The organism is Cupriavidus sp. 10L45 (assembly GCF_056395225.1).
On the sequence record NZ_JBFTJC010000002.1, the window covers coordinates 204,190 to 230,593 of the forward strand.

The 26,404-nt window shown below is 65.7% G+C and carries 22 protein-coding genes; 9 read left to right on the forward strand and 13 right to left on the reverse strand.

Going from position 1 to position 26,404, the window contains the following annotated elements; all coding sequences use genetic code 11:
* Positions 1–7 precede the first annotated feature (7 nt).
* The 4 genes from AC1DFU_RS04420 to AC1DFU_RS04435 all read right to left on the reverse strand — a co-directional run bounded on the left by AC1DFU_RS04420 (position 8) and on the right by AC1DFU_RS04435 (position 4,371).
* On the reverse strand, positions 8–832 hold the full coding sequence (locus AC1DFU_RS04420; RefSeq protein WP_092294008.1) for a transporter substrate-binding domain-containing protein: 825 nt from the start codon (positions 830–832) through the stop codon (positions 8–10).
* 101 nt (positions 833–933) lie between these two features.
* A complete protein-coding gene (locus tag AC1DFU_RS04425; RefSeq protein ID WP_092294006.1) occupies positions 934–1,929 on the reverse strand; it encodes a tripartite tricarboxylate transporter substrate binding protein in 996 nt (331 codons plus the stop codon).
* Positions 1,930–2,088: 159 nt separating this feature from the next.
* On the reverse strand, positions 2,089–3,369 hold the full coding sequence (locus tag AC1DFU_RS04430; RefSeq protein ID WP_441591237.1) for an LLM class flavin-dependent oxidoreductase: 1,281 nt from the start codon (positions 3,367–3,369) through the stop codon (positions 2,089–2,091).
* A gap of 12 nt (positions 3,370–3,381) precedes the next feature.
* Entirely contained in the window at positions 3,382–4,371 is a 990-nt protein-coding gene (locus tag AC1DFU_RS04435; RefSeq protein ID WP_441591238.1) for a Bug family tripartite tricarboxylate transporter substrate binding protein, read from the reverse strand.
* A gap of 811 nt (positions 4,372–5,182) precedes the next feature.
* Between AC1DFU_RS04435 and wecB the strand changes: the two genes are divergently transcribed.
* The 8 genes from wecB to AC1DFU_RS04475 all read left to right on the forward strand — a co-directional run bounded on the left by wecB (position 5,183) and on the right by AC1DFU_RS04475 (position 14,243).
* A complete protein-coding gene (gene wecB, locus AC1DFU_RS04440; protein ID WP_092294000.1) occupies positions 5,183–6,367 on the forward strand; it encodes a non-hydrolyzing UDP-N-acetylglucosamine 2-epimerase in 1,185 nt (394 codons plus the stop codon).
* 79 nt (positions 6,368–6,446) lie between these two features.
* The gene (locus AC1DFU_RS04445) at positions 6,447–6,782 is read left to right on the forward strand and encodes a hypothetical protein (protein WP_441591239.1); all 336 of its coding nucleotides are present in this window, start codon (positions 6,447–6,449) and stop codon (positions 6,780–6,782) included.
* A 145-nt stretch (positions 6,783–6,927) separates the two neighbouring features.
* Positions 6,928–8,706, forward strand: a complete 1,779-nt coding sequence (locus tag AC1DFU_RS04450) for a polysaccharide deacetylase family protein (protein ID WP_177219900.1) — start codon at positions 6,928–6,930, stop codon at positions 8,704–8,706.
* A 64-nt stretch (positions 8,707–8,770) separates the two neighbouring features.
* Complete coding sequence (locus tag AC1DFU_RS04455; RefSeq protein ID WP_092293994.1) at positions 8,771–10,348, forward strand: glycosyltransferase family 2 protein; 1,578 nt, start codon at positions 8,771–8,773, stop codon at positions 10,346–10,348.
* Between the two features lie 2 nt (positions 10,349–10,350).
* Positions 10,351–11,448 (forward strand): bactofilin family protein, encoded by a 1,098-nt coding sequence (locus tag AC1DFU_RS04460; protein ID WP_441591240.1) that lies wholly within the window; start codon positions 10,351–10,353, stop codon positions 11,446–11,448.
* Positions 11,445–12,449: a prenyltransferase/squalene oxidase repeat-containing protein gene (locus AC1DFU_RS04465; RefSeq protein WP_255370786.1), complete on the forward strand. Its 1,005-nt coding sequence runs from the start codon at positions 11,445–11,447 to the stop codon at positions 12,447–12,449. The genes AC1DFU_RS04460 and AC1DFU_RS04465 overlap by 4 nt, the downstream gene beginning before the upstream one ends.
* A gap of 151 nt (positions 12,450–12,600) precedes the next feature.
* A complete protein-coding gene (locus AC1DFU_RS04470) occupies positions 12,601–13,440 on the forward strand; it encodes a YaiO family outer membrane beta-barrel protein (protein WP_092293990.1) in 840 nt (279 codons plus the stop codon).
* Positions 13,441–13,442: 2 nt separating this feature from the next.
* Positions 13,443–14,243: a hypothetical protein gene (locus tag AC1DFU_RS04475; RefSeq protein ID WP_092293988.1), complete on the forward strand. Its 801-nt coding sequence runs from the start codon at positions 13,443–13,445 to the stop codon at positions 14,241–14,243.
* A 73-nt stretch (positions 14,244–14,316) separates the two neighbouring features.
* Here AC1DFU_RS04475 and AC1DFU_RS04480 read toward each other — a convergent pair whose 3' ends face one another.
* From AC1DFU_RS04480 to AC1DFU_RS04505, 6 genes are all read right to left on the reverse strand, one after another.
* Entirely contained in the window at positions 14,317–15,561 is a 1,245-nt protein-coding gene (locus AC1DFU_RS04480; protein WP_441591241.1) for a glucosidase family protein, read from the reverse strand.
* A 322-nt stretch (positions 15,562–15,883) separates the two neighbouring features.
* Positions 15,884–16,963, reverse strand: coding sequence for a CobW family GTP-binding protein (locus AC1DFU_RS04485; protein ID WP_441591242.1), 1,080 nt, complete (start codon positions 16,961–16,963; stop codon positions 15,884–15,886).
* Positions 16,960–17,586 carry a UbiX family flavin prenyltransferase gene (locus AC1DFU_RS04490; RefSeq protein ID WP_092293982.1) on the reverse strand — a complete coding sequence of 209 codons (627 nt, stop codon included), beginning with the start codon at positions 17,584–17,586 and terminating at the stop codon, positions 16,960–16,962. Before AC1DFU_RS04490 ends, AC1DFU_RS04485 begins: the two co-directional genes overlap by 4 nt.
* Positions 17,583–19,865, reverse strand: coding sequence for a xanthine dehydrogenase family protein molybdopterin-binding subunit (locus tag AC1DFU_RS04495; RefSeq protein ID WP_092293980.1), 2,283 nt, complete (start codon positions 19,863–19,865; stop codon positions 17,583–17,585). Before AC1DFU_RS04495 ends, AC1DFU_RS04490 begins: the two co-directional genes overlap by 4 nt.
* Positions 19,862–20,353 (reverse strand): (2Fe-2S)-binding protein, encoded by a 492-nt coding sequence (locus AC1DFU_RS04500; protein WP_092293978.1) that lies wholly within the window; start codon positions 20,351–20,353, stop codon positions 19,862–19,864. Before AC1DFU_RS04500 ends, AC1DFU_RS04495 begins: the two co-directional genes overlap by 4 nt.
* Positions 20,353–21,222 (reverse strand): FAD binding domain-containing protein, encoded by an 870-nt coding sequence (locus AC1DFU_RS04505; protein WP_441591243.1) that lies wholly within the window; start codon positions 21,220–21,222, stop codon positions 20,353–20,355. Before AC1DFU_RS04505 ends, AC1DFU_RS04500 begins: the two co-directional genes overlap by 1 nt.
* Positions 21,223–21,366: 144 nt before the next feature.
* Between AC1DFU_RS04505 and AC1DFU_RS04510 the strand changes: the two genes are divergently transcribed.
* Positions 21,367–22,284, forward strand: a complete 918-nt coding sequence (locus AC1DFU_RS04510) for a LysR family transcriptional regulator (protein ID WP_092293974.1) — start codon at positions 21,367–21,369, stop codon at positions 22,282–22,284.
* 15 nt (positions 22,285–22,299) lie between these two features.
* Here AC1DFU_RS04510 and AC1DFU_RS04515 read toward each other — a convergent pair whose 3' ends face one another.
* The 3 genes from AC1DFU_RS04515 to AC1DFU_RS04525 all read right to left on the reverse strand — a co-directional run bounded on the left by AC1DFU_RS04515 (position 22,300) and on the right by AC1DFU_RS04525 (position 26,393).
* The gene (locus AC1DFU_RS04515) at positions 22,300–23,691 is read right to left on the reverse strand and encodes a nucleobase:cation symporter-2 family protein (RefSeq protein ID WP_092293972.1); all 1,392 of its coding nucleotides are present in this window, start codon (positions 23,689–23,691) and stop codon (positions 22,300–22,302) included.
* Positions 23,692–23,927: 236 nt separating this feature from the next.
* Positions 23,928–25,349, reverse strand: a complete 1,422-nt coding sequence (locus tag AC1DFU_RS04520; protein WP_441591244.1) for a UbiD family decarboxylase — start codon at positions 25,347–25,349, stop codon at positions 23,928–23,930.
* Positions 25,350–25,478: 129 nt separating this feature from the next.
* Positions 25,479–26,393: an amidohydrolase family protein gene (locus AC1DFU_RS04525; RefSeq protein WP_092293969.1), complete on the reverse strand. Its 915-nt coding sequence runs from the start codon at positions 26,391–26,393 to the stop codon at positions 25,479–25,481.
* Between the last annotated feature and the right edge of the window lie 11 nt (positions 26,394–26,404).

A 26,404-nucleotide genomic window follows, 5' to 3' on the forward strand; every position in this document is an offset into this window, starting at 1 on the left:
CGCCCCCTCAACCCTTGTACCTGGCTTGCAACTCGGGCAGCAGTGGCTGCGGCGGCGTAATGCCAAGCCGCTTCTCCGTGCCGATCAGCCAGCCCGTGCGGTGCCATTCCTGCACGACCTTGTCTACTGCGGCGACGGTATCCGCCTCCCCCTTGCGCGCCCAGACCACCGATGGCGCGGGCAGGATCTCGGTCGGAATCGGCGCTGCGTAGCCGGCCCACTCGGCATTGGTACGCAGCAGCGGATGGATCAGCGTGGCGTCATGGACCGCCGCCACGCATTGGCCGCCACGCAAGGCCAGCAGCGATTCGGATGCGGTTTTGAAACCGCGTACCTGGGCGCCGTATTGCTCCTGCAGCGGCTTCACGAAGCTGCTGCCCTGCGATGCGCAGACGGTCTTGCCGCGAAGGTCATCCCATTGATGGATGCCGCTGGTCTTGAGCGCCGCGGCGGTGCCGCCCACGCGATAGAACGGCGTGGGCGCATAGGACAGCAGCTCACCGCGATCGGCGTTGTACTCCATCGAGGCGATCAGCAGGTCTACCTTGCCTGCCTGCAGGAACTGCACGCGGTTCGACGGATTGACCTGTACGAGTTCAGCTTCCACGCCTAGCCGCCGGGCGAGGTCGCGGGCAAGTTCGGGATTCCAGCCGATCAGTTGCTGGGTCGCAGGATCGATCGATCCGAAAGGGCCCCCGTTGACCAGCACGCCGATGGCAACTTTGCCGCGTTGCTTGATCTTGTCGAGCGTGGCATCAGCGTGCGCCGGCTGGGTGGCGAGGAGGGTGAACGCGAGTGCGGCGATGGCGCGCAGGGTGTGGTCGGTTGTCATGAGGCTTGGGTAGTGGAAGCTGGTCAGCCGGCGCCTGGAAAAGGCATCGCTGCACAGCAAGGGAGATTCCCATGAAGGGGTGCGGCGGCGGTGCGCAGCAGCTAGTTCAGCGTGATCCCGGCAGACACGATGACCGCCGCGTATCGGGGCAAATCCTTCGATAGCGTGTCGTCGAGCGCCCGCGCCGAAGAGGCCACCACAACAAAGCCGGCCTCTTCAAGCTGCTGCCTGGTGGACGGCTGGGTCAGCACGGCCGTGGCATCGCGGTTGATGCGCTCGACAACCTCGGTTGGCGTGCCGGCCGGGGCGAGCAGGCCCTGCCAGCTTTCCACCGCGAAGCCCGGTGCACCGGATTCGGCCATCGTGGGCACTTGCGGGAGCGCCTTCGAACGGTAGGGCGTGGTGACGGCGAGCGCGGTCAGGCGTCCGTTGCGCACGTAGTCGGTGACGGCGGCCAGCGTGATCAGTGTGGCGTCGATATGGCCACCGAGCAGATCAAGCGTGGCAGGGCCGCCGCCGGGGTATGGGATGTAGTTGACCTCGATGCCGAGCTGGCGCGACAGCATTTCATGCGCGACGTGGGCGATCCCACCATTGCCGGGCAATCCCAGCGCGAGTTCGCCGGGCTTGCGCCGCGTCAGCGCCAGGTACTCGCCGAAGGTTCTCACGCCCAGGTCGGGACGGACGACCAGGATCTGCGGGCTGACGACAGCCTTGGTCACGCCACGGAATGCGTGCCGCGTGTCGTAGGGCAGCCGCTTGAACAGCGAAGCATTTAGCGTTACGCCTTCGCCGCCCAGCAGCAACGTGTAGCCGTCCGGCGTGGCGCGGGCCACCTGGGCCGCGCCAATTGTGCCGCTGGCGCCGGACACGTTTTCGACCACCACGCTCTGGTGCCACCGCTCGCTGAGCTTCTGCGCCAATGTACGGGCCAGCTTGTCGGCGCTGCCGCCAGCCGACACCGGTACGATGATGCGGACGGTCCTGGCCGGAAAGCTGTCGGCCGGCGTGTCGGCGATGGCGGCGGTTGCGCAGGCGGAGCAGGCAAAGGCCACCAGTGCGGATTTCAATGTGTCGAGCAGTCTGCGGCGCAGCATGATGAAAGCCAGTATGAGTCCGGACACGCCTGCCGACACGATGTCGGCATGCAGTCAAGCAATGTCGCGGACCAATCAGCTTATGGAGGGATGCATCCAATACGAACAAATCTTTTCGTACTTGGATATGCGCGCCCGACTTGCACGCTCAACGTGGCGTCAACGACCCTGCGGAAGTGGCAATTGAAGATGGTCCCGCAACGTGCGGCCCTCATAGTCGCGTCGGAACGCTCCGCGAGCTTGCAGGATCGGCACCACCTCGCGCGTGAAGTCTTCAAATCCACCGGGGAAATAGGCGGGCATGATGTTGAAGCCATCGGCGGCGCCGGCACGCACCCATTCGATCATGTGGTCGGCCACCTGTGCGGCGGTGCCAACCACGATCTGGTGGCCGCGCGCACTGGCCACCAGATGATAGAGCTGGCGCAGCGTTAGCCCGCGGTCACGCGCCAGCCTGATGAGCAACGCGCTGCGGCTATGCACGACGACCTGCGCGGGCAATGGCGGCAGCGGCGCGTCGAGCGCGAAGCCAGACACGTCGACGGCGAGTTGCTCGGCCAGGATGGCCAACGCATTCGACTGGTCGGTGAAGGACTGCAGTTGCGCGAGCTTGTCGTGTGCCTCTGCCTCGGTCGCGCCGATGATCGGCATCAGGCCGGGCATGATCAGGCAATGACGCGGATCGCGTCCCGCTTCAGCCACCTGCCGGCGCAGGCCGTTTGCAAACTCGGTCGCCGATTCGAGGTCCTGTTGCGCGGTGAAAACCACTTCCGCATGACGCGCGGCCAATGCCTGGCCCGGGCCCGACGAACCTGCCTGGATCAGCACGGGCTGTCCCTGTTCACTGTTCGTGACGTTGAGTGGGCCGGCGACCGAGAAGTGACGGCCTTCGTGGTTCAGCGGGTGCATCTTGTCCACGTCGATATAGATGCCACCAGCCTTGTCCTGAACGTACGGGTCCGGATCCCACGAGCGCCAAAGCCCCTTTATCACCGAGACGAACTCTTCGGCAATGGCATAGCGTTCGGCGTGATCGGGGTGACGGCTGCGGCTGAAGTTCACCGAGCCGTCCGCGAATGTGGTCACGATGTTCCACGCGGCGCGGCCGCGCGACAACTTGTCTATGGTCGCCAGCGTTCGCGCCAGGTTGAACGGTTCGCTGTATGTCGTCGACGCGGTGGCAGCCAGACCGACATGTGTGGTCACCATCGACAGCGCAGCGAGCATGGCCAGCGGATCGGGGCGCGTGATCATCGAAGGATGGGCGTCGGCGGAAGTCAGCAGCCGGTCGCCGAAGAACACCATGTCGAACTTCGCGCGCTCGGCCGCCTGTGTCATACGCACGACCAGGTCGATGTTCTCGGTACCAGACTCGGCGCCTGGGTATCGCCAACCGGCCGCATGATGCCCGGCCGCGAGCAGGAACAATCCAAGTTTCATGATTGTCTCTGCTCAGTTTCCCTGCACTGTGCTGTCCTTGACCACACGCGCGGCAATCTCGTGTACCTGGCGGATGCGCTGCGACGTCTGCTCCGCCGTCAGCGTCTGCACATCCACCTGGACGCGGCCCAGCGCGGCAACGGTGTCGGGCTCTGCCAGGATCTCGCCGATCCACTGACGCAGCCTGGCCAGCACCTCGGGCGACACGTTGCGCGGCGCGGTGATGAAGAATGCACCGGCCAGCGAGTCTTCCCAGCCCTTGATACCCGCATCGCGGATGCTGGGCACGTTGGGCAGGTCTGGCGAACGCGCACCACCGAAGTAGGCGAGCGCGCGCAGCTTACCCTGCTTGATGAACTGCGTGCTGAGCGGATCGAAAACCAGGTCCACGTGGCCCGCCACCACATCGGCCACGGCCGGCGCACTGCCCTTGTAGGGCACGTGCCGGATATCGATGCTGGCGAGCCGCTTGAGCAGTTCGCCAGCCAGGTGCCCCGGGGTGCCATTGCCCGAACTGGCGAACGTGAGCTTGCCGGGATTCGCGCGCGCGTAGGCAATCAACTCCGGCAGTGTTCGGATCGGCAGCGCTGGGTTGATAGCCACCGTCGCCAGCGAGTTGCCGATATAGGCAACGGGCACGAGGTCGTAAAACGGGTCGAACTTTACGGGCATTAACTGCGGAGCGATGGCCAGGTTGCCGATCGACGTATTGAGCAGTGTGTATCCGTCCGCCGGGGACGCCGCCACGAAGCCGGCCCCGAGCGTGCCGCCTGCGCCGGCCTTGTATTCGATCACCACCGGTTGTCCAGCCCTCTCGGCCAGCCGCCTGGCAATGATCCGTGCGACGTTGTCATTGGTGCCTCCGGGTGTATAGGGCACCACGTAGTTGATCGGCTTCGACGGGAAGGGCTGTTGTGCAGACGCGGTCACGGTGGCGGCGTGGAGCACGGCGAGTACCGCAAGCGCGGCGCGCAGGGGCGCAGGTAGAGCGGGAAAGTGCATGACGATCGGGAACGGAAAAAGATGGGCTTGGGCGCATGAAGCAGACCGACCATCGTAGGTCGATACGCGTGGCGCCGGAACTGCCGATTCGTCATGTCGTTAGCCGCTCAGGTGATAAGCGGCTTGCACCCGGGGCCACGGGTGATGCGACCACTTCAGGAAATAGGTAACTCTGATCTGCACGATGTTCATTCTTGTAACCAATGCCCCCTCCCGGTCGGTACTCCCGGGGGCTAAGTCGTAAGAGGGATCTCAGCGTTCCCGGGTGAGGGCAGCTCGACATTCGTCATCCCTTTGCTGTAGTCCACAAGGCCCATTTCGCTCCACGTGTGCCCCCGGCTTTCCACCGCCCACATTGTGTTGCGACCCTCCGGTCGAGGAGCCCGCAACACATCTGCCGGACGACGCCGAAAGCCGACATCTCACCACCCCATGGAATTCACGCCCCGTGCAACAGACTTCTCAGGCGTTGTGGGGGGTGCCGGTGCAGCATCGGATACCGCGTCGGCATCGAGATCCCGATGCACGGTTCGCCCCCCGTATCGCTCCTGCAACCGTTTCCACACCCGAGGCGATGTATGCGTTCGCTGACTTGTCCGAATTCTCTGTGGATTCAACGTGCTACGAGAGGGTGGCACAGGCATCGCTCCCCTCTGTCGTGATGTAGCTTCACGGGACATAAGTGCGCCATGGTTATGTTTGGCTGGTAATAATCCGCAGCGCCCTGCGCGCGGGAAGTGTGGGGACAAAGGCGATCGGCAGCATCGCCAACGCCCCGGCGGCATGACCCCCTTTTGCAGGAGAGACCGACATGCCCAAGACAGTGCTGGCTGTATTCGGTACCCGCCCCGAGGCCATCAAGATGGCACCGCTCATCCATCGGCTCAGGGAATCCGCGAATTTCGACCTCCGGGTATGCGTAACGGGCCAGCACCGGCAAATGCTCGACCAGGTACTGCGGCTCTTCGACATCGTTCCGGACTTCGACCTGAACGTCATCAGCCATGGTCAGAGCCTGTCGGACATCACCACGCGTGTGCTTTCCGGCGTGCACTCGGTGCTGGACCGGTTCCTGCCGGATGCCATGCTTGTGCATGGCGACACCACGACCACCCTGGCCGCAACGCTCGCGGCGTTCTATCGCAACGTGGCCGTCGGACACGTCGAAGCGGGACTGCGCACCGGCAATCTCGGCGCCCCCTGGCCTGAAGAGATGAACCGGCGCGTGACCGACGTGATGGCGTCCTGGCATTTCGCGCCGACGCGGCAGGCCCGGGAAGCGTTGTTGCGCGAAGGTGTCGATCCCTGCGGCATCAGCCTGACTGGCAACACCGGCATTGATGCCCTGCTGCGGGTCAAGGCCCGACTGGATGCCGATGTGCAGATGCGTTGCCAACTTAGCGCGCGCTATCCCTTCCTGGATGCGTCGCGCAGGCTCGTGCTGGTAACGGGGCATCGTCGCGAGAACTTCGGTACGCCATTCGAGCGCCTGTTCACCGCGCTGCGCGCGTTGGCGGACCGCAATCCGGATATCCAGATCGTCTACCCGGTGCATCTCAACCCGCGCGTGCGAGAACCGGTGCAGGCGATCCTGAGCGGGCATCCGGACATCCACCTGATCGAGCCCCAGGACTACCTGCCCTTCGTGTTCCTGATGTCGCGCGCCCACCTGATCATCACCGATTCGGGCGGCATCCAGGAGGAAGCGCCGGCGCTGGGCAAGCCGGTACTGGTCACGCGGGAAACCACCGAGCGGCCGGAAGCCGTGGCCGCCGGCACAGCGCGGCTGGTGGGTACCGATCCGGCAAGGCTCATCGTGGCGGCAGAACAGTTACTGAACGATGCGGAGGCCTACGCGCGCATGGCGCGTGCCCACAACCCGTTCGGCGACGGCCGCGCCAGCGAACGCATCGTGCAGGCGCTGGAGGGCGAGCACCCCGGTGCATATGGGGAATGCGGCGACGAGTCGGCCGATGCCGACGCCGTCAGCCTGTAGTACAGGACCTGTCCTGGCGACATCGGCGGTTCAGCGCAACCGCCCGCCGGGCTGGTAGTTGGTCAAGAGGAGCGAAGCAATGAACCTCTCACGTATTGCAGCAGCAGCAACAGCTGTGGCTGTCGCGGGTGCCACGGCACCCGCCACCACCTTTGCCGCATTGACCGGCGAAGCGACGACGGCGACGGCTGGCGCGCCGCTCTACCTCCCCGCGAGTCCGGCGGACCCCGGAGGGCTGGCAGGCTACGACCATGGCGTCCAGCTCGACTTCGCCTACGAATCCGACGGCAAGGGCAAGGACAAGGCGCAAAAAGACAAGATCAAGGCTAAACAGCCGAAGAAGGTCAAAGCCGGGCCAAAAGTGCGTTCGGGCCAGTACACGCTTGCACCGGCGCCGGCGGCCGAGCCGGACTGACGGCCGTTCAGGCACACGCACGCATACGCGTATGTACGCGTCGCGGCCGCCTGGCTTGTACCGGGAGGCAAACCGATATTCATCGCGTTGGGAGATGACCGTGTTCAACCAACTCCAATCTTTCCTGCGGCGCACGAGCGCGTTAATGCTCCTTGCGCTCGCGTTGGCCGCTGTCTTGCCGGCCATGACGCATGCCGCCACCAATCAGATCGCACTGCTGGTGCCCGATGGCCTCAGCCTTCCCGATCCGCGCGTCTCGGCGTGGCTGGACGCCGCACAGGAAGAGGGACTGAAGATCACCGTCATCAACGACACGCAATTCCAGCAGGGGATTACCCCCGCCCAGTTCTCCGGCGTGATCCTGCCAGACCAGGTCCATGTGAATGCGAGCGATGCGCTGATCGCGGCGCTCGATACGTATGCGAACCAGGGCGGGCAACTGATGCTGGTGTACGACTTCGGCGCGCTGACCACCACGGGGTTCTATGCATCGCCCAAAAGCCGGCTCAGCAGCCTGGCCGGCGTTGACTACGTGCTCTACGACCAGCTGCTCGGTAACATGATTGGCGTGGGACCGATCACCGCATTGGGGACCACGCTCAGGACGCTGCAGGTGCCGCCGGGAAAATCCATGGTGTGGGACGCGGCGGGCACCGATCCCGTGGAAGGCATCTCGGGCTATGTCTACGGCTTCCTGATCTATCCGAGTTTCGTCACCCAGGGCACCTATACGGGCACCGCGCTGGTGACCTCGCCGAACTTCGGTCTCGTGGCGGGGTTGCGCAATGTCGGATCGGGGCGGGTGCTGTTCGTCAACTTGCCACTTTCGTACCTGAAGGGCCAGACGGACGGCATGCTGATGCACGGCTTCCTGCGTTACTTCGGCAGCAACCTGATGAAGATGGCGCGCCTCTCGGCCCAGCCTCAGGCACGTGGCGGCCTGGTGCTGAACTGGCACTTCTGCGCGGGTGACCAGGTTGCACCCGCGAACGTTCTCAAGAGCCGGGGTACCTTCAACAACGGCCCATTCTCCATTTCCATCACGGCGGGTCCGGACCAGATCACCGGCGGTGACGCCAAAGGCGTCAACCTGTCCGGCAACATCACGGCCCAACAGCTGGTGGCGTACCTGCTGTCCAAGGGGCACCGGATTGGCAGTCATGGGGGCTGGATTCATGATTTCTGGGGCGCCAACGCCAGCGAGACCAACCAGGCCACCTTCGAGCAGTACCTGGTGATGAACAAGCAAAGCGTGGAGAGTGCCACCGCGATACCGGCCGTCGAATACGCCGCGCCGGAAGGCAATACACCGCAGTGGTCCGTCAATTGGCTGGAGGCCAACGGCAACAGCAGTTATTACTTCCTCGGCCATACGGGCATGGCACCGACGCGGAGTTATCGCAATGGCGTGCTGTCGAACAACACCATCCGTGCCTTCCCGGTGATGCCGTTCGGGCCCTATGCCACGTTCGAAGAGTTCGATGAGTTCAACGTTCCGGCTGCCACCATCACCACCTGGTACCGGCAACTGATCGACTTCGTGGTGAAGAATCGCACCGGCCGGCTGATCTACATGCATCCGCGGGGCGCCGCCGACTACCCGACGGTGCTCAATGCCCTGTTCAACAAAGCCGCCAACCTGAAGGCCAGCGGGCAGTTCAACTGGTACACGATGGATACCCTGGCGCAGTTCGGCCAGCGTCGCGAGCAGACCACCTGGCAGGCCACCGATACCGGCAACGCATGGTCGTTCCAGGCCAGCCACCCGACCGACCTGACCGACATGGCCTGGGTCCTGCCGCGCTCCGGCTATAGCCAGCCGGTGGTGACGCAGGGACTCGCCACGGTGACGTGGGATGCCGCCAACTGGATCGTCACCGCTACGGGGGGCAACTCGCTGGCATTCGTCGCCGGCAAGCACTGATGCGCGGGGTTGGCTGCGGCAGCATGGCAAGCCCCACGGAAAACGACACGGGAGGGCATTGAGCATGCGCCTGGTGTATCGCCTGTTTCTCTCGATGAACGCACTGCTGGTCTTCAGCATGTCCGCGCCCGAGACGAAGGCCACGGAAGCACCCGTGAGGGGCGAATCGTTCGCCCGCGGGTCCGTCCCTCCGAAAACCGCCACCAGGCCGTCGCCAGGAACCGTGACGCTCGCTGCTGCCGGACCCGGTGCCGGCGCGATGGAAGTTGCGATGCCGATGCTGGACACGCTGGAAAGCGATGGCGCGCCTGAGCCAGCGCTGCGCCCCCGCCCCCGCTCCAACGTCGCGGCGCTGAAGCCGCCCCTGCGCGAGGAAACCCGGGCGATCGCGCGGCCCATGACGGTCGTGCTGATGCTGATCGTGGGGTTGGTGCTCTTCTATGCCGTTCGTCACTACCTGTTCACGCTGAACCGGCTGTTCGGGGAGCAGCGCCACCCGTACCTGGACATCGACATCGCGGACTGGCCCACCCTGACCGTGCTGGTCGCGGCACATAACGAGGAGGCGGTGATCGCCGGGTCGCTGAAGTGCCTGCTGCACGCGGACTATCCCGTCGACCGGCTCACCATCATGCCCGTCAATGACCGCTCCAGCGACCGCACGCGCGAAATCATCGACGACTTCGTCCGGCAATACCCGGGCCGTGTCACGCCGTTCCACCGCACGAGTGGCAAGCCCGGCAAGGCCGCCGCCCTGAAGGATGCCAGCGAGGCCGTCGCCAGCGACATCATCATCGTGTTCGATGCGGACTACCTGCCGCCTGTAAATCTGCTCAAGCAACTGGTGGCCCCGTTCTTCGATCCCGAGGTTGGCGCAACCATGGGCCGCGTGGTGCCGCTGAACCTGGGCAGCAACCTGCTGACGCGGTTGCTGGACCTGGAACGCTCTGGCGGCTACCAGGTGGACCAGCAGGCGCGCATGAACCTGAGCCTGGTGCCGCAGTATGGCGGTACCGTCGGCGGCGTCAGGATGCGGGCACTGCGCAGCGTGGGCGGCTGGCACGACGATGTGCTGGCCGAAGACACGGACGTGACCTACCGGCTGCTGCTGGCCAACTGGAAGACGGTCTACCAGAACTGGTCGGAATGCTATGAGGAGGTGCCAGAGACCTGGCCGGTGCGCATACGACAGATCATGCGCTGGACCAAGGGCCACAATCAGGCGTTGTTTCGACACGGGCTGAAGATGGCCACCTGCCGGCACCACGGTCTGTTCGAAAAGATCGACGGCGTGGCGTTGCTCGGCATCTACATGATGGCGCCGCTGATGCTGCTCGGCTGGCTGATGGCCATCCTGCTGTTCTATGCCGGCGGTCTTTCGCTGTTCGGTGAAGCCGTGATCCTGTTCGCGCTGATGTCGTATGGGACGCTCGGGAATTTTGCGGCGTTCTTCGAGATCGCGGCTGCCGTCTACCTGGACGGCACACGTGAACGCATCCGCCTGCTGCCACTGAACTACTTCGGCTTCCTGGTCAGCATGCTGGCCGTGTCGCGCGCCATCTTCAGCCAGGTGGTCTTCGACTACCTGCTGCGCCGCGAAATGCGGTGGGACAAGACGGCGCGCTACCGGCAGAGGAGCTGACCATGTGGCCCCTGCTGCTCGGCACGCTCACCATGCTGGTCTTTGCGCTGCCGCTGTTGCCGTCCGTGATCGAGTGGCGGCGCCGCCGCGATACCCACCCGCTGGCCATCGATGGCGAACATACGCTGGACGTCGCGGCGGTGGCGGCGGGATTCCGCGCGCTCGCCGCGCGGCATGGCGATGGCAACGGCCTGCACGCCGTGGCACACCCACTCGACGACCTGGGCCCCGTAGTCCATGTCACTGGCAAGTTCATGCCGAAGGCGGCGGAGGCATTCGATGGCGTGTGCGAGCGCGCCATCGTCACCGGCGGATCGCTGGTGCTTCCGGATCTCCACACGTTTTCCCGGCCTATCTACGGCCGCCGCAGTATTTCCACGGGCCGGCGCAATCGCACGCAGGTACTGCTGTCCGAAGGCGAGATCCTGATGCGCAGCGGCAGCGAGCTGCAGCGCTGGGCGCATGCGCGCAGTATCCACGTGGAGGCGAAGGGGCGCTTGCTCGGGCCAGCTTCGGCGCTGTACGGCATCCGCCTGGAAGACGAATGCGAGTTCACCTCGGTCAGCGCCGCGGTGATCTGGTTCGGCCCACGCCACGCTGGCGTGCCATTCGACATGGATGCCGCCGCACCGGCCGGGGGAGACTGGGCCCATGCCGTCATCGTGCCGCCCGAAGCCAGGGATGGCCGCTGGCTGGTCACGCATGATCTGACATTTCCCGCCAGCACCTTGTATCGCGGCGACCTTGTCGTGCATGGCGACTTGTGGATCGGCACCGGGGCGCGCATCATTGGCAGCGTCAAGGCAAGCGGTGGCATCTGGCTGGGTACGCGGGTGCGCATCGACGGGGCCCTGATTGCCGCGGGCGCCATCTCGGTGGCGCGCGAATGCGTCATCGCCGGACCCGTGGCCGCCGAGCGCGAGATCGATGTCGGCGCGCGCTGTACGATCGGCACAGCGGACAAATGCACCACCCTGGTGGCGCCGGTGCTTCGCGTGTGCGCCGGAACAGTGGTTTATGGCGCGGCATGCGCCCCGGAGGGAGGAAGGGTCTTGTCGGATGGCCATGCGGCCACTCCACCATGCCCCGGCATACCATGAAGACATTGCTCACGCTGCTCCTCCTGATTGCTACCAGCCTCACCGCGCCGGCGCGCGCCGCCGAGCTGGTGATGGCCGACTACCAGCGGCCCGACGGGGCGATCACGACCTATTTCAACGGGGACTCGATCGATCCGTACTTTGCGTCGAAGGCACTGCTGGCGGCGCAGGACGCCGGCATGACCACGCGAACCGCGGCCATCCGCTGGATCGGCTGGCTGCTTCCGCGCCAGCACGCGGACGGACGCTTCGACCGTTACTGCGTGAAAGGCCAGCGCTTCGTCTCGTGCCAGGAGGCTGACGCCGACGACGCGTTGATGGCGGTCTGGATGGAATTGCTGGTACGCGCGGCGCCGCCCAAGGGCATGCCGCCGGCGTGGCAGGCCAGTTTCGACAAGGCGAGCCGGCACCTGGACACCCTGCGCGCCCCGGCTTCCGGCGTCTACCTGATCTCGGCCAAGCTTCCGGTGGCCCTGCTGATGGACAACGTGGAAGTGTCGAGTGCCTTCAAGGCTGTCGGCGACTATCACCGGCGCCGCGGCGATGCCGCAGGCGCCGCCGGCTGGATGCGCAAGGCCGAACAGCTCGACAAGGACATCCTGCGGGTGTTCTGGCGCCCCAACCTGGGCTACCTCGTCAGCACCCAGCCACGCACCGAGTCGGAGTTCTACCCGGACGCCGTGGCGCAGATCTTCCCCATCCTGGCCGATATCCGGCCCGCCAGCCGGCCCCATGCGGCGGCCTACGCGTTGTGGATGAAGGAGAACCGCATGGTCTGGCTGCAGATGTCCGAGGCCGACTTTCCGTGGGGACTGGTGGCCCTGGTGGCCGACAAGATGGGAGACAAGGAAGCGATTGCGTGCTGGCGCATGCGCTCCATCCAGTTCCGGCATGGCACGCACTGGAATGTCCTGGAGGAGGCGCTGTACCTGGCATTCGCGTCACGCCTCACTGCGGAACAGGTGGTGGCACCGCCTCCGGCTGGCATGCGGTGTCGCTGATTTGCATCACCCGCGACCATAACCTGCCCTTCGGGCCAGTTCGCATCGACCGCCCATGGCGAAGCGGTGTATGGTGCATCGGCAGCTTGCGGGCCGGAGGCTCCTGGCAGGGCCTTCCGTGCGACATCGATTCACGATCGAGAGGATACGCATGGCAAAGCACTCCGATACCAGAACCAACGGCACCCGTGCCTTGCCCCTGCTGGGCATGCTGGCACTGCTCGCCGCCACCGATGTCCGCGCCCAGGCGGAAGCCACGCCGCCAAGAACATTCGCGCCGCTGCTCACCGGTTTCATCGAAGGCGGCCTCGGCCACGCCAACCTCTCCGGCGACAATGCCAACTGGAACGACCAGTACGTGCGAGGCGGGGTCAATTTCACCCCGAAGGACTACGTCACTGGCGAAATCAGCCACCAGAGCCATTTTGGCGATCAGGGCACGTTCTTCGGCCTGGGCTACACGCGCACCTTCGACGAGAACTGGTATGGCTTCATCAGCGCCGGCACCAGCGCGGGCGGCTTCTTCCTGCCCGAGTTCCGGGCCGATGGGTTGCTGTTCCGCAAACTGCTCGAGAAGAAGAACCTGGTGGCGAGCGTTGGCTTTACCTACTACCGCGCCAAGGATGTCTATACCGACAAGACCCTGCTGCTTGGCCTGACCTATTACTTCGACGCGCCCTGGATCCTCCAGTTGGGCGCACGGCTGAACCGCAGCGACCCGGGCAATGTCCGCTCCAATCGCGGCATTGTCGCCATTGCCTACGGCCGCGACAAGGATCAGTTCATCACATTGAAGTACGACGGCGGCAGCGAAGCCTACCAACTGACCGGCGAGCAGGCCCTGCTGAGCGACTTCAAGAGCCATGAGGTCTCGCTGACCTGGCGTAAATGGATCACCAAGCGCTATGGCATCAACCTGCGCGCCATCTACTACGACAACCCGTCCTATACGCGCAAGCAGGCGGAAATCGGGGTCTTCGCGGAGTTCTAGCCATGACGCACCCTCACGGACATACTGCCGCCACCCGCGACCAGAGCGACGCGCTTGGCCTGACCACCCTGTGCCTGGCCAGGCATCGCTCTCTGGACCACCTGACGTTATCCCTTCCCACCATCGCGGGAATCATGCTCGTACCGGCGGGATTCAACCTGGCCGAGTGGATGCTGCGCGACGATATCAGCTGGCTGTGGGCGGGCGTGCTGCGCTTCTGGATCGACAAGCTCGGCATCGATGGTGTCGTCCTCGAACAGTTGACCCGGGTGGCATGGTTCGACTTCAACCTGCCTTACACCACTGTCGTTGCACCGGCGCCGGACACGGTGACATGGGGCATGACGCTGATCGCGACGCTCGCGGTCTGCCTGATGGCCTTTCGGATACGGGACCTGTATCTGCCGTTGCGATACTTCCTGCTGTTCGCGGTGTTCATCCAGGGCACGGCGCTCCTGTTCTTCGCGGTGGCGCCGCATAGCTTTCCGTATACGGCCAGCCGCTATGTGGACAACGGCCTGAAGACCTGCGCCAGCTTGCTGTTCCTGTTGCCATGGGGACATGCGCTTGTCTATTACATCTTCGACTTCTCCTGGCCGAAGAAGATATTCCTGACGTTGCTCACGCTGGTGTTCATTATCATCGCGGTGCCGATGCAGCTGACGTTGCACGTTTACCTGATGGTGTCCTGTTCATTGTTGTTGATGCCGCTGCTGTCGTTTGTGTTCGGTCCCACGATGCTGGTGTTCGGATGTATTGCGTTGTATGGGTGGGCGATGAGTTGGGAGAGGGTCGAACGGTAGCGCGTAGTGCGTTGTGGAAGCGGGCATCAGCCCGCCCCTTTAGCGCTGCGTCGGCCCTCGACGGCGCAGGAAGTTAGCCTGTCTCTTTGACGCCCGCATCGAGAATGCGCTTGTAGAAGCCAATCTCGTTGATGATCGCCTTTCCGCTATTGGCTCGCAGCAGTGCCATCTGCTGCTGCGCGCGCGCCGTGTCGCCTCGTTTCGCCGCGACGTAGCCCAAGAGCATCCACGGATAGCCTGCGCTCGGATCGATCTGGGTGGACCAGGTCGGCGCGTGCGCACTCAGGTAGGCGTAGCCATTGTCATATCGGCGCTGTGTGGACACCGCATCGGCGGACAAGGGGACTTCATAGAGCTGCGGAAACACCTGCGTGACCGTACCGGGATAGAAATTTGGATTGGGCGTGTTCTCGGCATCCGCGACATAAAAGATCGAGCCATCGGATCGGCCCTGAATTCCCGCGGCAACCGATGCGGCAACCCGGTTGTAGTAACTTGCATCCGCATCGCCCAGCGCTTTGAGTGCGTTGGAAAAATCGACCAGCCCCCGATAATTTTCCGTATTGTCTTCCGTGTAGGCGATGCTTGACGGCGTAAAGCTGGCGCAATAGGTCGGATGGGTCGGCGGCGCGTAGTCTTGCCGGAAGACCGAGATCAGGCCGTTCGGCTTTTGCGGGGCAGCCAGATTCGCATACGCGATGGACTTGAGAGCTGGCAGGTTGCGCCGAAACCATTCGATGTCGCCAGTGACTCTCATGTACTCGGATGCCAGCGACAGGAATGTCGACGCATACGAATCGTTGGAGTCGGCGGGACACTGGATCGGGGAATTCAGATCGCCACCAAACTTGACGTCGTTGATGGTGTAGTTCGCAGGGCTGACGTTCCGGATATACAAGTCCATGTAAGTCCGAACTTCATTGGGACGGTCCTTGATGAAGGCGAACAGGCCGATATTCGCAAAATACCAATTGAGCCAGTTGCTGCCAACGCCAACCTGATAGGCGCCGGCAAAGGGGCCCGTGGTAATTTTCAAGGCATCCAGATTGGCGAGGATATCGAAGCCCGAATTCACCTGCGCGACCTGACGGGTGGGGGCCGCGGCAGTCGATTCTGCAGGGTCACCATCGCCGCCACAACCGGCTACGGTCAGCACAAGAGCGGTCAACAGAACCGTTCCCTTGGTGGGAAGGTCATGCAAAGGGTGTAGAGATTTCACTTCCATACTTGGATTGCTTGATTGATGTAAATCGGGGTTCGCCGAGCGCACGATGGGTGTGCGTGCATAGGGATGCTGCCCCAAGGCGTCAAACGCCAAGGGAGCGCTTCGCTGTTGCCAACTGTTACAAGCGGAGAAAAGCGCGGGGGCAGTCGAGGTCACCCTGCGCTAAACAGCACAGGAGAATGGTTGATCACTTGCCTAAGAAAACACCTTGGATCGAGCGCGCAAAGCGACGCTTACCACGCGTGCATTGCTCGTCGCCAGGCTGAAAAGGCAGCGCAGGATATTACCGCAGGGCACCCATCGACGATGGCGCCTGATGCCCCCAAAAAAACGGTGCAGGCGGCGTAAGCCGCGCTGCACCGGCAAACACCCGACTGTCCGGCAGACGGGTCCCAGAGCGATATCAAACTACCAATCAGGCCGCCAGCTGCGCGGGCTGACAGACGCGCAGCAGCGTCTGGAGCCGTGCGCGGTCGAGGTTGCGGCCGATGAAGACGAACTTGCTCTCGCGTGGGCGCGCGTCCCACGGGTCGGCCGGATGGAAGTCCATCAGCCGGTGCACGGCTTGCAGCACGTGGCGGCGGTCGTCGTCCTGCACGGCGACGATGCCCTTCATGCGGAAGACATCGTCGCCCTGCGCGGCCAGCAGGGCCTTGAGCGCGTGTTCCAGGCGCTGGCGGTCGAACGGGGTGTCGAACAGCAGCGAGACGGACGTCACCGACGGATCATGGCGATGGGCGTGGGCGTCGTCGTCAGCGTGGCCGTGCTCGCAGGTCTCGTCGCACACATGATCGTGATCGTGGTCATGGTCGTGCCCCGCGTGCAGGTCGTCCGCCGGCAGCGTGGCCACGCCGGGCGTGAAGCCCCCGATGCCGAGGATGCGCGACAGATCCACCTGGGCGTGGTTCGAGCGCAGGATCTGCGCGCCCTCGTTCAGGTGATGGAGCCGCGCCGCCAGCGCGTCGAGCTGCTCGGCGCTGACCAGATCGGACTTGTTCAGGATGAGGCGGTCCGCCGCCACGATCTGGTCGACCGCCTGGTTGTCGAAGCCGGACAGCTGCGGGTCATCCAGGTGCGACTCGATGTGCACCGCGTCCACCAGCGTCAGGATGCCGTCGAGCGTCACCTGCTTCGCCACGTCGTTGTCCATGAAGAAGGTTGCCGCCACCGGCGTGGGGTCGGCCAGCCCGCTGGTTTCCACGAGGATATGGTCGAAGCGCTCCGGCTGGGCCAGCAGCTTCTGGAGAATCCGCACGAGGTCGGTCCGCACGTCCACCACGCAGCAGATGCAGCCGTTGGTCATCTGGTAGATCTCCTCGTCGGAGGTCATCACCAGGTCCGAATCGACATCCACCTCCCCGAACTCGTTCTCGATCACCGCGATGCGGTGGCCGTGCTTCTGCGTGAGGATGTGGTTGAGCAGCGTGGTCTTGCCGGCGCCGAGAAAGCCGGTAAGGATGGTCACGGGCACGGGCGTGGCTTGCGGGAAGGTCATGATGTCTCCTGGGTGGGAAAGTCAGAATGCACGGCGGCGAGCGTGGCGCGCATGCCGCGCCAGCGCGAGACCAGCCCCGCGTGCTCCACGCCGAACAGGTCCAGCACACGGCCCACGGTATGGCCGACGATGTCGTCCACGCTCTGCGGATGGGCGTAGAACGCCGGCACGGGCGGCATGACGATGGCGCCCATCTCGGTCACCGTGGTCATGTTGCGCAGGTGGACGAGGTGCAGCGGCGTCTCGCGCGCCAGCAGCACCAGCCGGCGGCGCTCCTTGAGCATCACGTCCGCCGCGCGGGTGACGAGGTTGTCCGCCACACCGGTGGCGATGGCGGCCAGCGTGCGCATCGAGCAGGGCGCCACCACCATGCCGTCGCAGCGGAATGAGCCGCTCGCCACGGTCGCGCCGATATCGCGCACGTTGTGCACCACATCCGCCAGCCGCTCCACCTCGGGCCGCTGCATGCCGAGTTCGTGATGGATCGTCAGCAGCCCGGACGGCGAGCAGACCAGATGCGTCTCCCAGCCCTCCGCCGTGCCAAGCGCCTGGAGCAGCCGCACGCCGTAGGCCGCGCCGCTGGCCCCGGTGATGGCCACGACGAGCCGGCGCGGGGCGCTCATGGCCGGGCCTCCCCAGCTTTGGCAGCCAGGGCTTGCAGCACCTGCTCGGGCCGGATCGGGTAGTGGCGGAAGCGCACCCCGATGGCGTCGTACACCGCGTTGGCGATGGCCGGGCCGATGGCGACGATCGGGTCCTCGCCCACTCCCTTGGCACCGAACGGCCCGCCCGGGTCCGGCGCGGCTTCCAGCAGGATCGTGTGGATCGGCGGCATGTCCATCGCCAGCGGCATCTTGTAGTCCACGAAGTTGGCATTGAGCGAGCGCCCGGTCTGCATGTCGATCTGGTAGTCCTCGTACAGCGTATGGCCGATGCCCTGCTGGATGCCGCCCTCGATCTGGCCCGCCGCCGCCACTGGGTGGATGACCTTGCCGATGTCGTGAACGGGCACCACCTGCGCCACGGTGATGAAGCCGGTCTCGGTATCGACCTCCACTTCCACGAAATGCGCGGCGAACGAGTACGACTTCGTCGGGTGATAGGTAGCGGTGCCGACGAACTGCGCAGCGGGCAGGCCCTTGCGCGGCATGACCGCCTCGCGCACGGTCAGCGTGGGGCCGGGGCGGTCGCGTACGGCAATCACGCCGTTGGCGATGTCGAGCTGCTCCGGCGTGGTCTCCATCTGTGCGGCAGCACGGGCCAACAACTGCGTCTTGATCTCGCCAGCGGCCATCTGCGCCGCGCGCCCGACCATATAGGTGGTGTGGCTGGCGAAGGCGCCGATGTCCCACGGCACCACGTCCGTATCGCCATGGACCACGCTCACGCAATCGAAGGGGATGCACAACTCCTCCGCCACGATCTGCGCCAGCGCAGTGTGCGCGCCGGTGCCGAGCCCGGCGGCGCCGGTCAGCAGCACCACGGTGCCATCCTCGTTCATCTTGATGATGGCGTTGCCCTGCTCCTTGATGCCGGGGTAGGCGCTGCTGCCGTGCATCTCGCAGCCCACGCCCCAGCCGCGTCGGATCACGCCCTGCTGCTGGCGCGTCTCCGCGCGCCGCTGCGCCCAGCCGGTGGCCTCGATGCCCTTGCGGATGCAGGCTTCCAGCCCGTGGCCGATCAGCGGATGGTTGGACGGTGCGATATCGCCCTCGCGCACCGCGTTGCGCAGCTTCAGTTCCGCAGGGTCCAGGCCGAGGTGGGCGGCGGCCTCGTCCATCTGGATATCGAGCGCGTAGTAGGTCTGCACCACGCCGTAGCCCCGGAACGCGCCGGCGATGGGGCTGTTGGTGTAGACGCACCGCCCCTCCAGTCGCACGTTCTCGCAGCGGTAGAGCGAGACCATCGCCGCGGTGCCGACGTTGGTCACGCCGGGCCCGTGCGAGCCATAGGCGCCCGAGTTGAACACCACCTTGGCCTCGCGCGCGGTGATCGTGCCGTCGTTGCGGAAGCCCTGGCGCAGCCAGACCCGCGCCGGGTGGCGCGTCCGGCCGCCGAGGAAGGTCTCCTCGCGTGTGTATTCCATGCGCACCGGGCGGCGCGTCTCGCGCGCCAGCAGCGCGCACAGGAATTCGCTCTGGAACAGGTCCTGCTTGGCGCCGAAGCCGCCGCCCATGTGATCCACCAGCACGCGCACCTTGTGCAGCGGCAGGCCCAGCACCTCGGCCATGATCCCGCGCACCATGAAGGCGGTCTGCGTGGAGATCCACACGGTCAGGTTGCCGTTGCCGTCCCATTTGCAAGTCAGCACGTTCGGTTCCATGTAGGCCGGGGTGGGGCGGCCGCCCTCGTAGACGCCTTCGAGGATGAAGTCGGCCGTGGCGAAACCCTTGTCCACATCGCCACGCTCGATCCGCACCGGTGGCAGCACGAGGTTGCCGCCAGGCTCGCGGTCGTGGATCAGCGGTGCGCCGGGCGCGGCGGCATCGTCCACGGTGAACACGGCGGGCAGCGGCTCGTACTCGACCTCGATCAGCTCGACGGCGCGCGCAGCAATCTCCTCGCTGATGGCGGCCACGACGGCCACGCCTTCGCCCCAGTAGCGCACCTTGTCGTCGAGGATGTACTGGTCGCAGGTGACCGAGGCCGAGCGCGGGTGCGGCGAGCCGGCATGCAGCACGCGCGGCACGTTCTCGTGCGTCAGCACGGCCTTCACGCCGGGCAGCGCCAGCGCGGCCGAGGCGTCGATGCGGCGGATGCGCGCATGGGCGATGTTGCTGCGCTTCATCTTGGCGTGGAGCAGGCCGGCGAGCGGCATATCGGCGACGTACTTCGCGTTGCCGGTGACCTTGTCGAGCAGGTCCGTGCGCTTGACGCTGTGTCCGATCACGGCGTGGGTCATCGCGTGGCCTCCGGTGCGTGGCGCAGGGCCTCGGCCGTCTGTTCGATGGCCTCGATGATCTTGGTGTAGCCGGTGCAGCGGCAGATGTTGCCGGCGATGGCGAAGCGGATTTCCTCGCGCGTGGGCTGGGGGTTCTCCTCCAGCAGCGCCTTGGCCATGACCACGAAGCCCGGCGTGCAGAAGCCGCACTGGGCCGCGCCGCAGCGCATGAACTGGTCCTGCACCGGGTGCACGGTGTCGGGGTCGGGCTGGATGCCCTCGATCGTGACCAGCGTGCAGCCGTGCGCCTCGGGCGCCAGCACCAGGCAGGCGTTGGTCGGCTTGCCGTCCATCAGGACCGTGCAGGAGCCGCATTCGCCCACGTCGCAGCCCTTCTTGGTGCCGGTGAGACCGGCGTCATAACGCAGGGCGTCGAGCAGCGTGCTGTGCGGCTCCACCGCGAGTTCGCGGGGCTCGCCGTTGATGGTGAGTGCGATGAGTTGGCGCATCAGTGGGTCTCCGTTTCCTGAAGGGCCAGTTCGATGGCACGGCGCGTCAGTACGCCCACCATCTCGCGGCGGTAATCGGCGCTGGCGCGCACGTCGCTGATCGGGCGGGCGTCTTCCATGGCCGCGTGCGCGGCCTGGAGGACCAGCCCGGCCGAGACGGGGCGGCCGCGCAGCATGGCTTCGGCGTGGACGGCGCGGATCGGCGTGGGGCCCACCGCCGCCAGCACGATGCCGACGTCGAGGCACTGCCCGCGCTCCACCGTGATCGACACCGCCACGCCCACCGTGGCCAGCTCCATCTGCACGCGCCGACCATGCTTGAGGTAGGCCTTGCCGGTGTGGGGCCGGGGCGCCGGCACGGTCAGGCGCGAGACCAGTTCGTCGGCGGCCAGCGCGGTCTTGCCGGCGCCGGTGACAAAGGATTCCACCGGCATCGAGCGCGAGCCGGACAGGCCGTAGAGGTGCACCTGCGCACGGTCGGCAATCAGCGGCGCGAGCGTGTCGGCCGATGGCGACGCGCGGCAGACATTGCCCATCACCGTGGCGCGGTTGCGCACCTGGATCGAGGCGAAGTCGGTCACGGCGCGGGCCAGGCTGGCGTAGTGGCGCCGGGCGATGTCCGAGGTCTCGACCTCCCGCGTGGTGACCAGCGCACCGATGCGCAGGCCCTCGACGGCATCGAACGTCAGCACGTCCATCCCCGGGATCTTCTTGATGTTGATGACCTGCGCGGGCTGGCGGTGCGACTCCTTGATCTGCACGAGCAGGTCGGTGCCGCCCGCCAGCACGCTGGCGCGCCCGCCGCAGCGGTGCAGCAGCGCGGACGCTTCGGCAAGCGTGGCAGGTTCGAGATATTCAAACGCTCTCATCGTGGCTCCTGTGGGGCGGCGTGTCGGTGAAACCATGATGGTTGGCGCACGATCATCGGTAAATACCCATAACCGGATTTATTGATCGTGTTACGCTCTGAATCGACCACCACACCACGCTTCAACAGAAAGCACGGGGGAGACATGGCCAACCTCAGCAACATGAACGTTTCGCTGCGGCAACTGCGCGCCTTTATCGCCGTTGCCGAGGAACTGCATTTCACGCGCGCGGCGGAGAAGCTCAACCTCTCGCAGTCGTCAGTCAGCGCCCTGATCCACGAACTGGAAGGCAACCTCGGCCTCAAGCTGTTCGACCGCCACACGCGGCTCATGCAGATCACCCAGGCCGGCGCCGAATTGCTGCCGATGGTCAAGAAGGCCGTGGCCGACATCGACAGCGTGCTGGAAAACTCCAACGAACTGCGCTCGCTGGGCCGGGGGCGGGTGTCGATTGCGGCGTCGTCGATCCAGGCGGCGCTGATGCTGCCGCGCTTTATCCGCGAGTTCTGCGTTGGGCATCCGGGCGTGAAGGTGGAGTTGCACGATGTGTCCGAGCACGAGGTGCCGCGCATGGTCAGCTCGGGCGAGGTCGATTTCGGTATCGGCACGATTCCGGAGGGCCAGCCGGACCTCACCGCGCACCGTCTCTCGTCGGATGCCTTCGTGATCGTCATGCCGCCGCATCACCCGCTGGCGCGGCGCCGGGAACTGACCTGGGAGGATGTGGCGAAGCTCCCGGTGATCGGCCCGCACCGAGGCAACCCGATCCGCGATTGCCTCGATGCGGCACTGGCGGCGCGCGGGATCACGCTGTCCCGCGTGCACGAGGTCTTCCTGCCGCTGACGATGGTCGGCATGGTCGATGCGGGGCTCGGCATCGCCGTGATGAGCACTGCGGTGACGCGCCTGACGTCAGCGCTGGGGCTGGTCACGGTGGCGCCGCGCGACCCGGCCATCCACCGTGACATCTCCCTGCTGGTGCATGCGGACCGCTCGCTTTCGCCGCCCGCCCAGTCCTTCCGCGACCTGCTGATGAAGCACAAGAAGGAACTGGGCGAGTAGGGCGCGTAAGTCCGATCAGGCGATCTTCTTCGCCATCATCTCCGGCGCCCCGGCGATCCCCCGGGCGTTGAACAGCAGGTTCAGCAGCACCGCGCAGAGCGTGCCGAGCAGGATGCCGTTCTGGCAGAACTTGGCCACCAGTTCCGGCAGCTGCACGAAGAACTTGTCCGCCACCAGCGGGATCATCCCCATGGCGATGCTGACCGCCACGATATAGGCGTTCTTCTTGTTCTCGACAAAATCCACATGGCCGAGGATGCGCACGCCGGTGGCCGCCACCATGCCGAACATCACCAGCGCCGCCCCGCCCAGCACGTACTGCGGGATCGACGCCGCGAAGAACGCCAGCTTCGGCAGGCAGCCCAGCACGATCAGCATGCCGCCCGCCGTGGCGCACACCCAGCGGCTACGCACGCCGGTCACCTGCACCAGCCCCACGTTCTGGGCGTAGGAGGTATAGGTGAAGGTGTTGAACACCGCCCCGACCAGCGCGCCCACGCCATCGGCGCGCAGCCCCCGTGCCAGGTCGTCCGGCGTGACGGGCCGCTCCACGATCTCCCCGAGCGCCAGGAACTGCCCCACGCCCTCGATCATGATCACCACCATCACCACGCACAGCGTGACCGAGGTCATGGCGTCGAAAGTCGGCCAGCCGAAGTGGAACGGCGTGATCAGCTCCACCCAGTGCGCCGTGTGCACGCCCGCGAAGCTGACCTTGCCCATCGACAGCGCGATGACAAAGCCCACCGTGATGCCAATCAGCACCGCGATATTGCACAGGAAGCCCTTGAAGAAGGCGATCATGACCAGTACGGTCAGCAGCACCGCCGCCGCGATGCCGAGGTTGGCGGGCAGGCCGTAGGCCGGGTTCGGCACCGGGCCGGTCGGGCTGGCAATCGTCGGGTTGCCGCCCGCTGCCCAGTTGATGCCCACCCGCATCAGCGAGATGCCGATGATAAGCACCACGGTGCCGGTGACCACGGGCGGGAACCAGCGGATCAGCCGGCTGACGTAGGGCGCTGCCACGTAGGTGAACACGCCGGCCACCATCACCGCGCCGAATACGGCGGGCAGGCCGAGCGCGGGGTTGGAGCCGGTGGCGATGATCGGCGCGATGGCGGTGAAAGTGACGCCCATCATCACCGGCAGGCGGATGCCGATCTTCCAGATGCCGATGCTCTGGATCATCGTCACCAGCCCGCAGCAGAACAGGTCGGCGGCAATCAGGAAGGCAATCTGGTCCTTGGGCAGCTTCAGCGCGCCGCCGATGATCAGCGGCACGGCAATGGCGCCCGCGTACATCACGAGCACGTGTTGCAGCCCGAGCGCGGCCAGGCGCAGCGGGGGCAGGACTTCATCGACCGGATGCACGGGCGGTTTCCCGTGGGGGGCGTGGTGGGGGGTCATGCTGTCTCCTTGGTCTTCCAGGCCGGTCGCCGCATGATGGGTCGGAAGGGAGTCGCTGTAGCCGCCCCCCGTGGTCTGTGCCACGTCTTCCGCCACCTGCGTTGTCGTTATCGGGGCAGCATGCCAGCCACCGGTCAGTGGGTAAACAGGCGCCACGGATGAATCGATCGGCAAAGCCGATCAATCCGCCCCTACGGCGCGCTATCTAGGGGCTGGTGGGGGGGTACGGCGGCGGGTCAGTGTTTTCCCGTATCGAGCCGCGCCAGCAGTGCCGTGGCGCGGGCCATGGCGGCGGGGTCGATGCGGGCACGGATGCCGTCGAAGGCCGGGCCGCGCGTGGCGTCCAGCCCCATGCGCGAGGTGGTGCCCACGCCGGACGCCGAGGGGTCGAGCGCGCTGCCGGGCAGGCCGTCCACCACCACTACATCCAGATGCGGCTGCAGGTGCGTGGCGATGGCCCACAGCACCTCCTCGTCGCGCGTGATGTCGACATCCTCGTCGACGGCCACCACGGTCTTCAGGTACGGATCCCAGCCGAGCAGCCCGAGCATGACCTGCCGCGCCTCGCCGGGGCGCGACTGGCGCAGCGCCACGTAGGCGTGGAAGTGCGTGCCGGAACTCGGGTAGTGCACCGCCGTGACGCCGGGAAAGCGCTCGCGCAGTTTCTCCACCATCTCTGACTCGCGCGGAATGCGTCCGAGGTTCAGGTGCTCGGCCGAATTGCCGCCGACCACATCGACCAGCCAGGCATCGCGGCGGCGCATCACCGTCTCCACGTGCAGCAGGTTGTTGGTGGAGCGATCGGACGAATAGCCGGTGAACTCGCCGAACGGCCCTTCCTCGACGCGCGCCGACGGGTCGATCACCCCCTCCAGCACGATCTCGGCATGCGCGGGCACGGCGATGCCATAACGCGGCGTCCGTACCACCTCAAGCGGCGCACCGAACAGCCCGCCGGCCACGTGGCGCTCGTCCACGCCATAGGGCAGGCGCGCCGCACCGGCCAGCATGAACAGCGGATGGGCGCCGACCACCATCGCCACCGGCAGCGGCCTGCCAGCCTCCGTGGCGCGCTGGAGCATGCGCCACAGGTGCCCGCGCGAATGCAGGCTGGTGGCGATCTCCGTGGGCGAGTGCAGCATCGACCGGTGATAGCTGGCGTTGCCGATGCCGGTCTCGGGGTCTTCGGCAATCAGGATGGCATTGGTGATGTACGGACCCCGGTCCGTGGCGAAGTGCCGGATCGCGGGAATCGTCGACAGATCGACCTGCTCCTGCACGATGTCCGTCACCGCGCCGCTCGGCAGCACGCGCGGCGGCTGCATGCGGCGGCTGCGCGCCTGGTACTCGGCATGGATGCCGGCCGGCGAGACCCCGCCGAGCATGCGCCCCACGCGCTCGCGCGAGGCGAACAGGTTGGTGACCAGCGGCGTGGCGAGGCCCGCCACGTTCTCGAACACGATGGCCGGATGGCGGTTCTGCGCGGCCAGTGCCCAGACCAGCGCGGTCGGGTCCTGGTCGGCGGCCACGGGCTCGCGCACGGTCAGGACGTCGTCGGGATACGCCGCGCGGTACGCGGCCAGGAAGGTGTGGAAGTCCTGCGAGGTGTCATCGAACCCCGCCGAAGATGGCGAGGATGATGTCGTTGAGGCAGTCATGGCATGGCTCCGCTTGGGTACAGGCTGGTACAACCATCGGGAGTCCGTTGCCGCGCGCGGGCGGGGCCGGGGAGGGCGGCCCGCGCGTGACCAGACGGATGTCAGGATCGAGCGAGGGTCAGGGCGACGTCAGCGCGTGCTGGCGTAAGTGTCCTTGAGCCGCGCCTGTGCTTCCTCCTGGGTCTTGGGCGGCGCGGTCGGCTCGATGCCGACCAGCCGGGCGATGTTGTTGCCCATGTAGCCCTCCAGCCCGTCCTCGTCCAGGTCCATGCCCTGCGGGGCGGGCCCGCACAGCATTTCCAGCTCGCGCAGCCACATGCCGGGCTCGTTGGGCGGCGTATCCGTGCCGAACACGATCTTGTTGCGCGGCAGCTGCCGGGCGAACTCGACAATGCGCGACTGGAAGCACCAGCCGGACTCGCAATACACGTTCGGCGTGTCCATCGCCATCCAGAACGCCTCGAACGAGTAGTTGCCGCCGGTCTGGATGCCGAAGTGCCCGATGATGAAATTGACCATGGGGAACTCGCGGATCACCGGGTAGAACATCGTCGGAATCGTGTACGGGCCATCGCCGGTATGGATCAGCACCACGATGTTGTACTTGGCGCAGACCTTCATCGCCGGGCGCAGCCAGTCCAGCGCGCGGTCCGGCCGGTAGCCGTGCATGTTGGCGTGCAGCTTCAGCATCTTGAAGCCGTATTCCTTGATGTGGAACTCCAGCTCCTGCGCGCCTTCCTCCGGGCCCCAGCGCGGGTTGAAGGTGAAGTTGCCGATGAAGCGGTCCGGGTACTTCTGGCACAGGCTGGCCACGTAGGCCATGTAGTCGCGGATGCCTTCGCGGCCGCGGCGGTTGCCGTCGCGGTAGCCGGTGTTGCCCGGCGGCGGCTGGATAAAGCCCATGTCGATGCGGCGCGGCTTGCCGTTGATCATGTAGGGGCCGTCCATCATCTTGAGCAGGCGCTCGCCGGTGAAGGGCTCGCCGGTGTGGCGCCAGGCTTCGTCGACGAGGTTGGTCGGGTGCAGGTGGGTATCGATAATCATGTGTGGCTCCG

Bases quoted from the DNA above. Each gene is read 5' to 3' on its own strand.
- AC1DFU_RS04420 (WP_092294008.1), bottom strand. From the start codon at position 832: ATGACAACCGACCACACCCTGCGCGCCATCGCCGCACTCGCGTTCACC.
- AC1DFU_RS04425 (WP_092294006.1), bottom strand. From the start codon at position 1,929: ATGCTGCGCCGCAGACTGCTCGACACATTGAAATCCGCACTGGTGGCC.
- AC1DFU_RS04430 (WP_441591237.1), bottom strand. From the start codon at position 3,369: ATGAAACTTGGATTGTTCCTGCTCGCGGCCGGGCATCATGCGGCCGGT.
- AC1DFU_RS04435 (WP_441591238.1), bottom strand. From the start codon at position 4,371: ATGCACTTTCCCGCTCTACCTGCGCCCCTGCGCGCCGCGCTTGCGGTA.
- wecB (WP_092294000.1), top strand. From the start codon at position 5,183: ATGCCCAAGACAGTGCTGGCTGTATTCGGTACCCGCCCCGAGGCCATC.
- AC1DFU_RS04445 (WP_441591239.1), top strand. From the start codon at position 6,447: ATGAACCTCTCACGTATTGCAGCAGCAGCAACAGCTGTGGCTGTCGCG.
- AC1DFU_RS04450 (WP_177219900.1), top strand. From the start codon at position 6,928: ATGCTCCTTGCGCTCGCGTTGGCCGCTGTCTTGCCGGCCATGACGCAT.
- AC1DFU_RS04455 (WP_092293994.1), top strand. From the start codon at position 8,771: ATGCGCCTGGTGTATCGCCTGTTTCTCTCGATGAACGCACTGCTGGTC.
- AC1DFU_RS04460 (WP_441591240.1), top strand. From the start codon at position 10,351: ATGTGGCCCCTGCTGCTCGGCACGCTCACCATGCTGGTCTTTGCGCTG.
- AC1DFU_RS04465 (WP_255370786.1), top strand. From the start codon at position 11,445: ATGAAGACATTGCTCACGCTGCTCCTCCTGATTGCTACCAGCCTCACC.
- AC1DFU_RS04470 (WP_092293990.1), top strand. From the start codon at position 12,601: ATGGCAAAGCACTCCGATACCAGAACCAACGGCACCCGTGCCTTGCCC.
- AC1DFU_RS04475 (WP_092293988.1), top strand. From the start codon at position 13,443: ATGACGCACCCTCACGGACATACTGCCGCCACCCGCGACCAGAGCGAC.
- AC1DFU_RS04485 (WP_441591242.1), bottom strand. From the start codon at position 16,963: ATGACCTTCCCGCAAGCCACGCCCGTGCCCGTGACCATCCTTACCGGC.
- AC1DFU_RS04490 (WP_092293982.1), bottom strand. From the start codon at position 17,586: ATGAGCGCCCCGCGCCGGCTCGTCGTGGCCATCACCGGGGCCAGCGGC.
- AC1DFU_RS04495 (WP_092293980.1), bottom strand. From the start codon at position 19,865: ATGACCCACGCCGTGATCGGACACAGCGTCAAGCGCACGGACCTGCTC.
- AC1DFU_RS04500 (WP_092293978.1), bottom strand. From the start codon at position 20,353: ATGCGCCAACTCATCGCACTCACCATCAACGGCGAGCCCCGCGAACTC.
- AC1DFU_RS04505 (WP_441591243.1), bottom strand. From the start codon at position 21,222: ATGAGAGCGTTTGAATATCTCGAACCTGCCACGCTTGCCGAAGCGTCC.
- AC1DFU_RS04510 (WP_092293974.1), top strand. From the start codon at position 21,367: ATGGCCAACCTCAGCAACATGAACGTTTCGCTGCGGCAACTGCGCGCC.
- AC1DFU_RS04515 (WP_092293972.1), bottom strand. From the start codon at position 23,691: ATGACCCCCCACCACGCCCCCCACGGGAAACCGCCCGTGCATCCGGTC.
- AC1DFU_RS04520 (WP_441591244.1), bottom strand. From the start codon at position 25,349: ATGACTGCCTCAACGACATCATCCTCGCCATCTTCGGCGGGGTTCGAT.
- AC1DFU_RS04525 (WP_092293969.1), bottom strand. From the start codon at position 26,393: ATGATTATCGATACCCACCTGCACCCGACCAACCTCGTCGACGAAGCC.